Annotated in this window: 11 protein-coding genes; 9 read left to right on the top strand and 2 right to left on the bottom strand. The window is 59.1% G+C overall.

Annotation, left to right across the window (positions count from 1 at the left end):
• Positions 1–118 precede the first annotated feature (118 nt).
• Together phnE (HA50_RS12125) and phnE (HA50_RS12120) are read left to right on the top strand one after the other, a co-directional pair.
• On the top strand, positions 119–982 hold the full coding sequence (gene phnE, locus HA50_RS12125) for a phosphonate ABC transporter, permease protein PhnE (RefSeq protein WP_084875742.1): 864 nt from the start codon (positions 119–121) through the stop codon (positions 980–982).
• The gene (gene phnE / locus HA50_RS12120) at positions 979–1,863 is read left to right on the top strand and encodes a phosphonate ABC transporter, permease protein PhnE (protein WP_084875741.1); all 885 of its coding nucleotides are present in this window, start codon (positions 979–981) and stop codon (positions 1,861–1,863) included. Before phnE (HA50_RS12125) ends, phnE (HA50_RS12120) begins: the two co-directional genes overlap by 4 nt.
• Here the strand turns inward: phnE (HA50_RS12120) and HA50_RS12115 are convergent.
• Complete coding sequence (locus tag HA50_RS12115) at positions 1,817–4,393, bottom strand: ATP-binding protein (protein WP_084875739.1); 2,577 nt, start codon at positions 4,391–4,393, stop codon at positions 1,817–1,819. The genes phnE (HA50_RS12120) and HA50_RS12115 overlap by 47 nt on opposite strands.
• A 144-nt stretch (positions 4,394–4,537) precedes the next feature.
• On the opposite strand from HA50_RS12115, the gene HA50_RS12110 reads away from it, so the two are divergent.
• From HA50_RS12110 to HA50_RS12085, 6 genes are all read left to right on the top strand, one after another.
• A complete protein-coding gene (locus tag HA50_RS12110) occupies positions 4,538–6,043 on the top strand; it encodes a sugar ABC transporter ATP-binding protein (protein ID WP_084875737.1) in 1,506 nt (501 codons plus the stop codon).
• Positions 6,044–6,053: 10 nt separating this feature from the next.
• Positions 6,054–7,037: an ABC transporter permease subunit gene (locus HA50_RS12105; protein WP_084875734.1), complete on the top strand. Its 984-nt coding sequence runs from the start codon at positions 6,054–6,056 to the stop codon at positions 7,035–7,037.
• Positions 7,038–7,150: 113 nt separating this feature from the next.
• Positions 7,151–8,089, top strand: a complete 939-nt coding sequence (locus tag HA50_RS12100) for an ABC transporter substrate-binding protein (protein WP_084875732.1) — start codon at positions 7,151–7,153, stop codon at positions 8,087–8,089.
• Between the two features lie 59 nt (positions 8,090–8,148).
• Positions 8,149–8,832, top strand: coding sequence for a D-lyxose/D-mannose isomerase (locus HA50_RS12095; protein WP_084875730.1), 684 nt, complete (start codon positions 8,149–8,151; stop codon positions 8,830–8,832).
• A gap of 12 nt (positions 8,833–8,844) precedes the next feature.
• Positions 8,845–9,705 carry a ketose 1,6-bisphosphate aldolase gene (locus HA50_RS12090; protein WP_084875729.1) on the top strand — a complete coding sequence of 287 codons (861 nt, stop codon included), beginning with the start codon at positions 8,845–8,847 and terminating at the stop codon, positions 9,703–9,705.
• A gap of 1 nt (position 9,706) precedes the next feature.
• A complete protein-coding gene (locus tag HA50_RS12085) occupies positions 9,707–10,759 on the top strand; it encodes a carbohydrate kinase family protein (protein ID WP_084875727.1) in 1,053 nt (350 codons plus the stop codon).
• Here HA50_RS12085 and HA50_RS12080 read toward each other — a convergent pair.
• Positions 10,696–11,442: a response regulator gene (locus HA50_RS12080; protein ID WP_084875725.1), complete on the bottom strand. Its 747-nt coding sequence runs from the start codon at positions 11,440–11,442 to the stop codon at positions 10,696–10,698. The two genes, HA50_RS12085 and HA50_RS12080, sit on opposite strands and share 64 nt — an antisense overlap.
• Positions 11,443–11,873: 431 nt before the next feature.
• Here HA50_RS12080 and HA50_RS12075 point away from each other — a divergent pair, with 431 nt between their 5' ends.
• On the top strand, positions 11,874–13,172 hold the full coding sequence (locus tag HA50_RS12075; protein WP_217621306.1) for an NCS2 family permease: 1,299 nt from the start codon (positions 11,874–11,876) through the stop codon (positions 13,170–13,172).
• The last annotated feature ends 54 nt before the right edge of the window (positions 13,173–13,226 follow it).

Here is a 13,226-nt window from a genome sequence, read left to right as displayed (position 1 = left end):
GTAGCGGCGCGATTTATCGCGCAGGTTTTTCCGGCAACATGCACGGAATTGCGCGATAAATCGCGCCGCTACGGGTGAACGTCAGTCAATTCCCCCCATCAACCACAGGATTCCCCCTTTGACCGATTTCGAACACTACTATCAACGCATCCGTCGTCAGCAAAAGCGTGACACGTTGCTGTGGTCGCTGTTGCTGGTGGCGCTGTATCTGGCTGCGGGCAAAATCGCGGAATTCAACCTGGTCACTGTCTGGCAATCATTGCCACATTTCTTTGATTACATTGGCGAAACTATGCCTGTGCTGCATTTGCCGGTGCTGTTTGCTGATGTGAAAACCGAAGGTTCCTTCGCGTATTGGGGCTATCGCCTGAATATTCAGTTGCCGCTGATCTGGGAAACCTTACAGCTGGCGATTTCGTCCACGGTGATTGGCGTGGCTATCGCCGCCGGGCTGGCCTTCTTCGCCGCCGACAATACGCAATCTCCCGCTGGCGTGCGTCTCGCCATCCGTGCGTTTGTTGCCTTTTTGCGCACCATGCCGGAACTGGCGTGGGCGGTGATGTTCGTGATGGCCTTTGGCATTGGTGCCATTCCCGGCTTTCTTGCGCTGGCATTGCACACAGTTGGCAGCCTGACCAAGCTGTTCTACGAGTCGATTGAAAGTGCGTCGGACAAGCCGGTACGCGGCCTGGCCGCCTGCGGTGCCAGCAAATTGCAGCGCATGCGCTTTGCTTTCTGGCCGCAGGTCAAACCAACCTTCCTCTCCTACAGCTTTATGCGTCTGGAGATTAATTTCCGCTCCTCCACCATTCTGGGTCTGGTAGGGGCAGGGGGCATCGGCCAGGAGCTGATGACCAATATCAAACTCGACCGTTACGATCAGGTCAGCATTACGCTGCTGCTGATCATCGTGGTGGTGTCGCTGCTGGATACGATCTCTGGCTGGCTGCGCCGTCGCGTGGTGGAAGGAGAACGCGCATGATTGCTCTCGCCCCGGATATCGGCAAACTGAAGCAGGAACACCCGGCGCTGTTTGCCGCACAAAAGCGCTATCTGCGCCGCATTGCGCTGATCGCACTGGCAGTGATTCTCTACTACGTCTTTTTCTTTGAAGTTTTTGGTATCGAATGGAGTCGTCTGCTGATTGGTTGCCAGCAGTTGGGACGTTATTTCCTGCGCATGTTTGTCTGGCAGGATTTCGCCAACTGGCCATTCGGTTATTACCTGTCGCAGATTGGTATCACGCTGGCGATTGTGTTTGCCGGTACTTTTACCGCGACGCTGCTGGCGCTGCCGATCTCCTTCCTGGCGGCGCGTAACGTGATGCACGATCCGCTTACCCGTCCGATTTCGCTGCTGATGCGCCGTGTGCTGGATATATTGCGCGGCATCGATATGGCGATTTGGGGTCTGATCTTTGTGCGTGCTGTCGGCATGGGGCCGCTGGCCGGGGTGCTGGCGATTGTGATGCAGGACATTGGCCTGCTCGGCAAACTGTATGCCGAAGGACACGAAGCGGTGGAACGTTCGCCGAGCCGTGGCCTGGGGGCCGTAGGGGCCAACAGCCTGCAAAAACACCGCTTCGGTATTTTCACCCAGTCGTTCCCGACCTTCCTCGCCCTCAGCCTGTACCAGATTGAATCCAACACCCGCTCGGCGGCCGTGCTGGGCTTTGTTGGCGCCGGCGGTGTCGGCCTGGTGTATGCCGAGAATATGCGCCTGTGGAACTGGGACGTGGTGATGTTTATCACCGTGATCCTCGCGGCGATCGTGATGATTATGGATGTGATCTCCAGCCGACTGCGTAAACGCTATATCACCGGGAAAGCGGTGCCGCTGTGGCAGCCCGCCGCGCGCGACTGAGCCGTTCACTACGCTGCCAGGCGCGTTCCAGCGCCTGCACCAGCTGCGCCTGATGCCAGGGTTTTGCCAGCCGCTCACACAGCGGCAGCATCACCGGCGTCTGGCGCAAATCCTGCCCACTGATCAGCAGCGTCGCCAGTTGCGGCCACTGCTGCTGCGCCTGGCGGATCACATCGGCACCGTTAAGGTTGCCGGGTAGCATCAGGTCACTGATCAGCAGTTCGATATCTGGCGTCTGGCGCAGCAGCGTCAGCGCGCTTTCGCCATCGCCACACTCCAGCGTCAGGTAGCCCAGCTGATGTAAATGTTCGCACAACGTCTGGCGCACCGCCGGTTCGTCATCCAGCACCAACACCAGCCGGTCGGCGCTGGCGCTCAGCAACTGGGGCGCAACGGCGGACGCGGACTGTGCCACATCAGGCGCGCGCGGCAATAACAGGCGCACCGTGGTGCCCTGGCCGGGCGCGGTTTCCAGTTCGATTTGCCCGCCGGACTGACGCACAAAGCCATACACCATCGACAATCCCAGCCCACTGCCGCTGCCAATCGCTTTGGTGGTGAAAAAGGGTTCGAACACCTGCGCCTGTACCTCGGCGGACATGCCGCAACCGTGGTCGATCACTTCAATGGTGACGCGGTCGCCTTCGTCACGCCGCTGATGCCAGATACGCAGGCGGATTTCGCCGCTTTGCTTTTCCATCGCATCGCGCGCATTGACCACCAGATTCATCAGCGCATTCTCCAGCTGTCCGGCGTCGATCCACGCGGGCCAACCGGGGCGCTCGGCCTCAATCACCAGTTGCTGCCCCGGCAGCAGCGAGTGCTGCAACAGACCCTGCAAATTATCCACCAAATCGACCACCGACACGGCGCGTGGATACAGCGCCTGTTTGCGCGAAAAGGCCAGCAGACGCTGGGTGAGCTGGGCGGACCGATCCGCCGCCTGGCGTGCGCGTTCGATACGGCTGGCGAGGGTACCGGGCGGCAGTTGATCGACGGTAAGGGCCAGGCTGCCAATAATCACCGCCAGCAGATTATTGAAATCGTGAGCCAGCCCGCCGGTGAGTTGCCCAACCGCCTTCATTTTCTGGCTGTGCAGCAGTGCCTCTTCCAGCGCTTTGCGCGTGGTGCGTTCCAGCACGGTGTTGACCATACCACGCCGTGGCACCGGGCTGAAACGCAGTTCCAGCGTGCGGCCATCCGCCAGCCGCACCTCCTGCGCTTCACCCATTCCGTGCAGTTCAATCTCCAGTTGCTTCAGCAATTGCTGATAATGCAGGCCGCGATGCAATTCACGTGGCGCGATACCCAGCAGTTGCGCGTATTGCGCATTCCACACCACCAACCCGCCGCTGTTGTCGAACAGGGCAAAGCCATCGCGCATCGCCAGAAAGGTGGACTCCAGCTGGTTACTTTTCTCTTTCAGCAGACGCGAGGTGTGTGCCAGCGAGGCGGTATTGCGCGCGAACACGTTAAAGGCGCGCGCCAGGTCCCCCAGCTCATCACGCCGCGCCAGTCCGGGCACATTGACACTTTTCTCCCCCTGCGCCAGCAACGTCATGGCGTGGGCGATGGCCGTCAGGCTGGAACCCAGGTTGCGATAAATGTAGTAACCGGCATACCCGGTGATCAGCAGCGCCAGCAACATAAACAGGCCGATAAAGCCGATGATGGAGTCCAGCTCCTGATGGGTGGCCTGGCTGCGGGTATCCGTTTGCTGCGCCACCAGCTGCACGTAATGGGTGATGTCATCGTTGAGCATCGCCACCAGCGCTTTGATGCGATAGGTGGCGTAGGCAATGGCGATATCGCTCTGATCCAGCTCGGTGGCAACCGGCAGCAGCGCACGTTCGGTGCTGACCAGTTGCTGCACTTTATCCGCCAGTACCCCCTGCGTTGGCAGCGCTGACCACGCATCAAATAGCGTATTCAGCTGGCGCACTGCCGCCTGCGGCATCGTGGACTGAATGGCGACGGTAAGCAGGCGGGTGGTTTGCTGGCGCAGGTCGGGGGAAAAGGGCTGCTGCACTGCCAGGCTATCGATATGGTTGAGCAGCAACTGAGCCTGCCACAGGCCGCTCAGCATCAGGTTGCGTTGCAGATGGCGCTCATGGCCCTTGAGCAGCAGCTGATTGATGCTTTGCTCCAGCATCTGGCTGCGTTCACGGATACGTTGCAGCAAGGCCGGTTGCAGCAACGCCAGCGGTGCACGCGCCAGTTGATTCAGCGAGTGCTGCAACGCCTGCTGGGTTTGTTGCAGGCGCGCCGATTCACTTTGGTACTCCAGCGCGCCCACCACCTGGGAAAGTCGCACTGCGGCGGTTGCCACGTTGGCGGTGTCGCGTGCCAGCGCCAGGCTGCCACTCATATCGGCGAGGGTTTGCGCCTGCGCCTGTTCCTGAATGTGACCGGCGTGGCGAAATCCACTAATCGCCACCAGACCCACCGCCAGGGTGACGCACACCACCAGCAGATTAAACAGCAGCAGGCGACCGCGCGCGCCTACCTGCCAGTGCAGACTTCGACTCATGCTGCGTCCTCCAACCGGCCTTTATTTGCGCGAGTATAGAAGTCGCCAGGCGGTGCTTTATGACAAATATGAATGGCGGCTGACATTTTCCATTTATCTGTCATTGCTTAACTCGCTGCACGATTTGCCAGCAGGAGCGAACCGATGGCGGCCACACCGATTCTGGAAATGCGGGAAATTACCCGGCGCTTTGGCAGTTTCTACGCGCTGAAAGGGGTGGATCTGACAGTCTGGCCCGGCGAGGTGCATGCGCTGATGGGGGAAAACGGCGCGGGCAAAAGCACGCTGATGAAAATTCTGGCCGGGGCATACACCGCCAGCAGCGGGGAAATCCTGATTGATGGTCAACCCTATGTCATTAAAGGACCGAAAGACGCGCTGGCGGCAGGCATCACCCTGATTTATCAGGAGATCAATCTGGCCCCCAATCTGACGGTGGCGGAAAACATCTTTCTCGGTAGCGAAATCACCCGCGTGGGCCTGGTCAAACGTCGCCAGATGGCGGAAGAGGCGCAGCAGGTGATCGATCGCCTCGGCGCGCAGTTCAGCGCCACCGATCTGGTCAGCCGTCTCAGCATTGCCGAGCAGCAGCAGGTGGAAATCGCCCGCGCGCTGCATCGCAACAGCCGCATCCTGGTGATGGATGAACCCACCGCCGCGCTCTCCAACCGCGAAACCGAGCAATTGTTTGCCTTGATCAAACGTCTGCGCAGCGCGGGGATGGCGATTATCTATATCAGCCACCGCATGGCGGAGGTGTATGAACTCTCTGACCGCGTCAGCGTGCTGCGTGATGGTCAGTATGTCGGCAGTCTGACGCGTGATCAACTCAACGCCAGCGAACTGGTGCGCATGATGGTCGGGCGTCCGCTCAGCGATCTGTTTAACAAAGATCGCACCATTCCTTTCGGTGAAATTCGCCTTGCAGTTAACCACCTGACAGACGGCAAAAAGGTCCATCCCAGCAGCCTGGCGGTGCGCGCCGGAGAGATTGTCGGGCTGGCGGGCCTGGTGGGGGCCGGGCGCAGCGAACTGGCGCAGCTGATTTTTGGCGTGCACAAGCCGAGTAGCGGCGATGTGTGGATTGATGGTGAGAAAGTGAAAATTCACTCCCCGCGCGAAGCCATCGCCCACGGCATTGGCTTTCTTACCGAGAACCGTAAAGAGCAGGGGTTATTTCTCGAACTGGCCGCCCAGGAAAATATTGTGATGGCGACGCTGGAACGTGACGCCAGCTATGGCCTGCTCAATCGGCGCAAAGGCCAGAAGATCGCCAGTGAGGCGATCCAGACCCTCAACATTCGTGTTCCCCATGCCCAGGTGCGCGCCGGAGGCTTGTCCGGTGGCAATCAGCAGAAGTTGCTGGTGTCGCGCTGGGTGGCGATTGCCCCGCGCATTCTGATCCTCGATGAACCCACGCGCGGCGTGGATGTCGGTGCCAAAAGTGAAATCTACCGCATGATGAGCCAGCTGGCGCAGCAGGGCGTGGCGATTCTGATGATCTCCAGTGAACTGCCGGAAGTGGTGGGGATGAGCGACCGGGTATACGTGATGCGCGCAGGCACCATTGCCGGTGAACTGAGCGGTGAACAGATTAGCCAGGAAAACATTATGACACTGGCCACCGGCGCACAGCCGGTCGAGCCTTGAGGAGACGCGGATGACCAGTGAAACCACCCGTATGAAAAACCCGACGCTGAAACGCGCGCTGATGGCGGATCTGTTGCAGACCGTCGGCATCCTGCCGATTTTGATTTTGATCGTCGCGGTGTTTGGCTTTGTCGCACCTAACTTTTTTACCGAAGCCAACTTGCTGAACATCACTCGTCAGGCGTCGATCAACATCGTGCTGGCGGCGGGCATGACCTTTGTCATCCTCACCGGCGGCATTGATTTGTCGGTCGGTTCGATGCTCGGCACCACGGCGGTGGTGGCGATGGTGGTCTCGCTCGACCCGGCGTTTGCCAGCCTGACCATCCCGGCGGCGCTGGGAGCAGGACTCATCATGGGGCTGTTCAATGGCCTGCTGGTGGCCTGGGCCGGATTGCCGCCGTTTATCGTTACCCTCGGCACCTACACCGCCTTGCGTGGCGCGGCTTATCTGCTGGCAGACGGCACCACGGTGATTAACTCCGACATCAACTTTGAGTGGATAGGCAATGGCTATATCGGGCCGATTCCGTGGCTGATTGTCATTGCCTTTGCGGTGATTGCCTTGTGCTGGTTCATTCTGCGCCGCACCACGCTGGGGGTTCATATCTACGCGGTGGGCGGCAATATGCAGGCGGCACGTCTCACCGGCATTAAGGTCGGGGCGGTGCTGGCGTTCGTTTATGCCGTCAGTGGCCTGCTGTCCGGGCTGGGCGGGTTGATGAGCGCCTCGCGGCTGTACAGCGCCAACGGCAACCTCGGGGTGGGTTACGAGCTGGACGCGATTGCTGCTGTGATTCTCGGTGGCACCAGCTTTGTCGGCGGTATCGGCACCATCACCGGCACGCTGATTGGTGCGTTGATTATCGCCACGCTGAACAACGGCATGACGCTGATGGGGGTGTCGTACTTCTGGCAGCTGGTGATTAAGGGTGGGGTGATCATTATTGCCGTGTTGATCGACAAGTACCGTACCCGGCATCACGTGGGTTGAAAGAGAAAAAAACGCGCGATAAATCGCGCCGCTACGGGATGGCGCACGATTTTGTAGCGGCGCGATTTATCGCGCAACGCAATACCAACAAAAAAAGCAGGAGAACATCGACTATGCGTTTTAATCCGATTATCACCGGACTGCTGGCGGCCACGCTTCTCAGCGCACCGCTGGTCCAGGCCAAAGAGTTAAAAGCCATTGGTGTCACCGTCGGCGATCTCGCCAACCCGTTCTTCGTGCAGATCACCAAAGGGGCGGCACTGGAAGCACGCAAGCTGGCGGGAGATGACGTGAAGGTGACGCTGGTCTCCAGCGGATACGATCTCGGCCAGCAGGTGGCGCAAATCGACAACTTTATCGCCGCCAAAGTGGACATGATCATCCTCAACGCCGCTGACTCGAAAGGGATCGCGCCTGCCGTCAAACGCGCCCGCGATGCCGGGATCGTGGTGGTGGCGGTGGACGTGGCTGCCGAAGGTGCCGATGCCACCATCACCTCCGATAACACCGCCGCAGGGGCAATGGCCTGTAAATACATCTCTGACCGCCTGAAAGACAAAGGCAATGTGGTAATCATCAACGGACCGCCGGTTTCAGCGGTGCAGAACCGTGTGGAAGGCTGCATGAACGAGTTCAAAACCCACCCGGATATCAAGATCCTGTCCTCCAACCAGAACGCCAAAGGCAGCCGCGAAGGTGGGCTGGAGGTGATGACCGGCCTGCTGTCGGCTAACCCGAAAATTGATGCGGTGTTCGCCATTAACGATCCTACCGCCATCGGCGCGGATTTAGCGGCTAAACAGGCGCAGCGCCATGAATTCTTTATTGTTGGCGTCGATGGCAGCCCGGACGGTGAAGAGGCGCTGAAACGTAAAGGTTCGCTGTTTGTCGCCACCCCGGCGCAGGACCCACAGGTAATGGCGGCGAAAGCGGTGGAGATCGGTTACGACATCCTGCAAGGCAAACCTGCGCCGGATAAGCCGGTGCTGATCCCGGTGTCGATGATCGACCGCAACAACGTTAGCAGCTACAAAGGCTGGACGGTGAAATAACCGACGCGGGCGGTGCGCATGCGGGCCGCCCCCACTTTCCACTGACCGGAGACGCAGTGATGCAACGTTCGGAAGTGAATACCATTCTGCAACTCACCCGTGAATTCTTTATGCGCCAGGATGTCCATCTGCCCAGCTGGGCTGATTATGGCCTGAGCCAGTGGCGTGCGCTGGATAAGCCGGCGGCCGACGAGCTGCTGGCGCTGCACCTCGGCTGGGATGTCACCAGCTTTGGCGCACAGGATTTCTTTCAGACCGGTTTAACCCTGTTCACCCTGCGTAACGGTTCGCGCGGCGGCAAGCCGTGGGCGAAACCCTACGCGGAAAAGATCATGCATGTGCGGGAAGGGCAGGTGACGCCGATGCATTACCACCCGCAAAAGATGGAAGACATTATCAATCGTGGCGGCGGCAACCTGATTGTCACGCTGCACAATCGTGATGGCGACCGGCTGGCCAACACAGCGGTGAATGTCACCCTTGATGGCATTCGTCAGACCCATGCCGCCGGATCACAACTGCGCCTGTCGCCGGGGGAGAGCGTCACCCTGGTGCCGGGTATCTGGCACAGCTTCTGGGGCGAAGAGGGTTACGGTGACGTGCTGGTAGGGGAGGTTTCCATGCCGAACGATGACGAGCACGACAACGTCTTTCTCACCCCGCTGGCGCGCTTCAACCCGATTGATGAGGATGAAGACCCGCGCTGGCTGCTGTGTAACGAATATGCCCGCTGGCTGGACTGAAGGAGCAACGATATGGCACTGATCTCACTGGCGCAGGGCCTGGCTCATGCGCAACAAAACGGTTATGCCCTCGGCGCGTTTAACGTGCTCGATACCCACTTTCTGCGCGCCTTGTTCCACGCGGCAGAGCAGCAGCGTTCACCGTTTATCATCAATATCGCCGAGGTGCATTTTAAGTATGTCAGCCTCGATCATCTGATTGCGGCCATCCGCACTGAGGCGGCGTTGCACGATATTCCGGTAGTGCTGAACCTCGATCACGGCCTGCATTTCGAAGCGGTGATGCAGGCGATCCGTCTCGGTTTTACCTCGGTGATGTTTGATGGTTCCACCCTCAGTTATGACGAGAACGTGCGTCAGACCCAGGAAGTGGTGAAGATCTGCCACGCGCTCGGGGTGTCGGTGGAAGCGGAACTCGGCGCGGTCGGCGGGGATGAAGGTGGCGCGTTGTTTGGTGAAGCGGACAGCGACAAATTTACCGATCCCCGATTGGCGGCGGAGTTTGTGCGCAGCACCGGCATTGATTGCCTGGCGGTGGCGATAGGCAATGCGCATGGCAAATACAAAGGCGAACCTAAACTCGATTTCGACCGGCTGGCGGCGATCCGCGATGCGGCACGGGTGCCGCTGGTGCTGCACGGCGGTTCCGGCATCAGCGATGCGGATTTCCGTCACGCTATCAGCCTCGGCATTCATAAAATCAATTTCTACACTGGCATGTCGCAGGCGGCATTGGGGGCGATTGAGAGCCAGATTGCCCAGCGTGAAGCACGTTACGATGCCTTTGCCGAGCTACTGATGGCGGTGGAGCGCGATATCGCCAACGTGGTGGCGCAGCAGATGCGGGTATTTGGCAGCGCCGTGAGAGCCTGAGATGGTGGCACGCAGCGGCATCTTAGCGGCAGGCAGCATGCTGGTGGATCATGTGCAGCGTATCAGCCACTGGCCGGAGCAGGGCTGGCTGGCCGAAATCCACCACAGCGAAAAGTGTAGCGGTGGTGCGGTGCCGAATGTGTTATTCACCCTGGCACGTATGCAGATCAACCTGCCGCTGGCGGCTGTCGGGATGATCGGTGAGGACAGCGACGGCGACTACCTGGTGCAACTGCTGGACCAGCATCATGTTGAGCGACGTTTTGTCCAGCGTACCCGCAGCGTGAATACCGCCATGACTCAGGTGATGACCACGCCCGATGGACAGCGCACGTTCTTCCATGCGCGGGGAGCCAATGCGCAGCTCGATCTGGCGCATTTTTCCGCTGTGAATACCGATCATCGCATCTTCCATCTGGGGTATCTGCTGCTGCTGGATGCCCTCGATGTACCGGATACAACCTGGGGCACGCGCAGCGCACAGTTGCTGGCGCAGATGCAGCAGCGCGGTTATCTGACCTCACTCGATCTGGTGTCGCGTGCCGGGGAGTATCAGGCATTGGTGGTGCCCGCGTTACGCTGGCTCGACTATCTGGTGATTAACGAACTGGAAGCGCAATCGCTCACCGGCATCAGCCTGCGCAGCGAACAGGGACTCGCGCCGCCTGCCAGCTTTGCTGCCGCTGCCCGCTGGCTGGCGCAACAGGGGGTACGGCAGCGCGTGGTGATCCATGCCCCCGAGGGCGCATGGGGGTTGCCGGTGGGTGGCGAAGGGCACTGGCAACCGGCGTGGCAGTTACAACCGGAGGAGATTGTCGGCAGCGTCGGCGCAGGGGATGCTTTCTGCGCCGGGGTGCTGTATGCCAGCCACCAGGGCTGGCCGATGACCGACACCCTAAAGCTGGCGCACACCTGCGCCTGTTTCAATTTGCATGCGGCCAATGCGCTGGACGGCACCCGCCCTTTGAGCGAGATGCAGCGCTGGATGGGTCAGGCGATTTGCGTGACTGGCGCGACCGACGCCGGACGCATCACATCAGCGGAGAAAACATAACCAAGTCCGCGGATGGTGCGAATCAGGCTGGGCTGGTGCGGGTTCATTTCAATCTTGCGCCGCAGCCGCATAATTAACACATCAATGGTGCGATCAAACACATCCAGGGTTTCGCTGTGGGTGAGTTCCAGCAACTGATCGCGCGTCAGCACTTTACGTGCGTGGCACACCAGCGCACGCAACAGCGCATACTCGCCCTGGGTGAGCGGCACGCTTTCACGCTGAGGGTTGAACAACTGGCAACGTGCTTCATCCAGTCGCCAGCCGTTAAATTGCCAGCCATCATCCTGGACGCTGTCCGGTTGCGCCAGCCGTCCGCAACGACGTAACGCGGCGCGGGCGCGCGCCACCACCACGCGTGGATTGAAGGGTTTGGCAATGTAATCGTCCGCGCCCATTTCCAGCCCGACCACCATATCCGCTTCCGATCCCATACCGGTCAGCATGATGACCAGCAACTCGGGCCGCTGTCGTTGCATCTGTTGCAACACCAGCAGCCCATTGGTGTCCGGTAACATCATATCCAGCATCACCAGCGAAATTTCCGGATGCGCGGCCAGTAATGTCAGCGCGTCTTTGCCCTGGTGGCAGCTATAAACGGTAAAAACATGTTCACTCAACACATCGTGCAGCAGTTCGCAGACGGCACGATCGTCATCCACTACCAGAATCGCGGGCTTCATTACGGGCCTCTTTTGTTATGGAAGAGTTAACGGAGAGTGTATACCGACCGCTTTTGCCTGCTGCATCAGGCAACAGAAACGTGAGCGACATCGCCTGACAGAATGCGAAAGCGTGCGTTACCGCAATCTTTTTTCACCCCCCCATTGACCTGTGGGAAAACGATTGCGCACACATGGTGCAATGCACCATAATCGCGCCTCGTTCTGGTTCAGAATAGTCTTAGCCGGTGCTGTGATTGAGAAGGTAAACGATTGCGTCCCGGCATGGCATAGCAATTGCTATGAGGACTGAGGGGAAAGGAGTTTGTATACAAGGCGGATCGATGGCAGAGCATGCAGCCCCGTCTGCTTTTTCCCGAAACAATAACGCGCATGCACACCCCATTGGCAAGAGAACGCACGTCAGTGACGTCTCCCCATCACGAGAGATGATGATGTTAGAAAAACTATTCAAGCTAAAAGCGCACAACACAACGGTCCGCACCGAAGTTATTGCGGGCATAACCACCTTCCTGGCAATGGCCTATATCCTGTTCGTTAACCCAAGCATCCTCGGTGCGACGGGCATGGATAAGGGTGCGGTCTTTGTGGCGACCTGTCTGGCGGCGGCGATTGGCTGCGTCCTGATGGGCCTGATTGCCAACTACCCGATTGCGCTGGCACCGGGTATGGGCCTCAACGCCTTCTTTACTTACACAGTAGTACTGCACATGGGTTACACCTGGCAAATCGCGCTGGGTGCGGTATTCCTCTCTGCCTGTATCTTCTTTGCCTTGTCGGTGTTCAAGATTCGTGAGTGGATTATTGCCAGCATTCCGTTGCCATTGCGCGCCGGGATTGCGGCGGGTATCGGCCTGTTCCTGGCACTGATTGCGCTGGAAGGGGCGGGTATCGTGGTCGATAACCCGGCCACCCTGGTGGGGCTGGGTGACCTGACTAAACCGGGTCCGCTGCTGGCACTGCTGGGCTTTGTTATCATCGTGGTACTGGAAGCGCGTCGCGTGACCGGTGCGGTGCTGATTGGTATTCTGATCGTCACCTTCCTGTCGATGGGCATTGGCCTGACGCCGTTTGGTGGCGTGTTCTCTGCACCGCCGTCAATCGCCCCGACTTTCCTGCATCTGGATATCGCGGGTGCCTTTAACGTCGGCCTGGTGAGCGTGATTTTTGCCTTCCTGTTTGTGGACGTGTTCGACAACACCGGGACTCTGCTGGGTGTGACGAAGCGTGCCGGTCTGGCGGATGAGCAGGGCAACGTGCCGAAAATGGGCCGTGCGCTGATTGCCGACAGTGCGGCAGCACTGTTTGGTTCACTGCTGGGTACCTCGACCACCACCAGTTATGTGGAATCGGCAGCGGGCGTCAGCGCCGGTGGCCGTACTGGTCTGACTGCGATTGTGGTTGCCATTCTGTTCCTGCTCAGCCTGTTCTTCTCGCCGCTGGCGGGCAGTGTACCGGTATTCGCTACCGCTCCGGCGCTGCTGTTTGTTGCCGTACTGATGGCATCCGGCCTGGCAGAGATTGACTGGAAAGACATCACCACCGCAGCCCCGGTCACCGTAACTGCGCTGACCATGCCGCTGACTTACTCCATCGCTAACGGTATTGCGTTTGGTTTTATTACCTGGACGGTAGTGAAGCTGCTGAGCGGTCGTACTAAAGAGGTGAATGCGGCGCTGATTATTATGTCGATCCTGTTTGTGATTAAACTGGGTTGGTTGAGTGCGTAATCGCGTATTGAGGCGGTTTCGTTAGCTACTGAGATAGTTTCGTTCGCCACGGGC

This window comes from Pantoea cypripedii, from assembly GCF_002095535.1.
In the GTDB taxonomy this organism is placed as follows: domain Bacteria; phylum Pseudomonadota; class Gammaproteobacteria; order Enterobacterales; family Enterobacteriaceae; genus Pantoea; species Pantoea cypripedii.
The sequence above is the reverse complement of the archived record's forward strand: the minus strand, read 5'-3'. Positions and strand labels throughout refer to the sequence as shown.

Coding starts and splice junctions, on each gene's coding strand:
- HA50_RS12090 (WP_084875729.1), top strand. CDS start 8,845: ATGGCACTGATCTCACTGGCGCAGGGCCTGGCTCATGCGCAACAAAAC.
- HA50_RS12110 (WP_084875737.1), top strand. CDS start 4,538: ATGGCGGCCACACCGATTCTGGAAATGCGGGAAATTACCCGGCGCTTT.
- HA50_RS12075 (WP_217621306.1), top strand. CDS start 11,874: ATGATGTTAGAAAAACTATTCAAGCTAAAAGCGCACAACACAACGGTC.
- HA50_RS12085 (WP_084875727.1), top strand. CDS start 9,707: ATGGTGGCACGCAGCGGCATCTTAGCGGCAGGCAGCATGCTGGTGGAT.
- phnE (WP_084875741.1), top strand. CDS start 979: ATGATTGCTCTCGCCCCGGATATCGGCAAACTGAAGCAGGAACACCCG.
- HA50_RS12095 (WP_084875730.1), top strand. CDS start 8,149: ATGCAACGTTCGGAAGTGAATACCATTCTGCAACTCACCCGTGAATTC.
- HA50_RS12080 (WP_084875725.1), bottom strand. CDS start 11,442: ATGAAGCCCGCGATTCTGGTAGTGGATGACGATCGTGCCGTCTGCGAA.
- HA50_RS12115 (WP_084875739.1), bottom strand. CDS start 4,393: ATGAGTCGAAGTCTGCACTGGCAGGTAGGCGCGCGCGGTCGCCTGCTG.
- HA50_RS12105 (WP_084875734.1), top strand. CDS start 6,054: ATGACCAGTGAAACCACCCGTATGAAAAACCCGACGCTGAAACGCGCG.
- HA50_RS12100 (WP_084875732.1), top strand. CDS start 7,151: ATGCGTTTTAATCCGATTATCACCGGACTGCTGGCGGCCACGCTTCTC.